The sequence below is a fragment of the Streptomyces endocoffeicus genome (genome assembly GCF_016741935.1).
Lineage (GTDB): Bacteria > Actinomycetota > Actinomycetes > Streptomycetales > Streptomycetaceae > Streptomyces > Streptomyces endocoffeicus.
Window position 1 is genome coordinate 1 of record NZ_JAERRG010000179.1, and the last position, 902, is coordinate 902.

The window sequence follows — 902 nt, forward strand, 5'->3', positions numbered from 1 at the left end:
GGGGGACGTCGCCGGCGTGGGGGGTGATGGGTGCGGCGAGTTGGAGGAGCTGTTCCCGGATGCGTTCGACGTGCGGGGTGTGGGACGCGTAGTCGACCGGGATGGTGCGGGTGCGCAGTCCGGCGTTCTCGGCTGCGGCGGTCACCTCGGCGAGCCCGGTGGGGGTTCCGGCGATGACGGTGGAGGTGGGCCCGTTGACGGTGGCGATCCAGACGTCGTCGCGGCCGGTCAGCAGCTCGCGCGCCTGGTCGCTGGAGGTGGCGAGGGAGACCATGCCGCCGTGTCCGGCCAGTTCCTGGGCGATGAGACGGCTGCGCAGGGCCACGAGCCGTGCGCCGTCGTCGAGGGAGAGCGCACCGGCTGCGCACGCGGCCGCGATCTCGCCTTGTGAGTGGCCGATGACGGCGGAGGGCTCGATGCCGAGCGAGCGCCACACCTGGGCCAGGGACACCATCACGGCCCAGAGGGCGGGCTGGACCACCTCCACCTGCTCCAGCGCGCTTCCGTCCGAGGTCTCGCGGAGGACGTCGAGGAGGTTCCACTCGATGTGCGGGGCGAGGGCTTGGGCGCATTGATCGATGGATTCGGCGAACACGGGTGAGGTGTCGAGTAGTTCGGCGGCCATGCCGACCCACTGCGACCCCTGACCGGGGAAGACGAACACCACACCGGACGGCGGTTCTTCCGGTGCCACTCCGCTGACCACATGGGTGGCGGGCTCGCCGGTGGCAACTGCGTCCAGCCCGGCGAGGAAGGTGTCCCGGTCGGCGGCCACGACCACCGCGCGGTGTTCGAGCGCGGCCCGGTGCTGTGCGAGCGTCCAGCCGATGTCGGCGGGGTGCCGGTCGCTCGTGGCCGCGAACGTCAGCAATTGCACTGCCTGTGCTCGTAGCGCGGTCTCG

Annotated in this window: 1 protein-coding gene; it reads right to left on the reverse strand. The window is 71.5% G+C overall.

Annotated elements, in window-relative coordinates; translation table 11 throughout:
• Positions 1-877 (reverse strand): acyltransferase domain-containing protein (locus JK364_RS54470; protein WP_201858888.1); only part of this gene is annotated, 877 nt, incomplete at its 3' end.
• Positions 878-902: the final 25 nt, after the last annotated feature.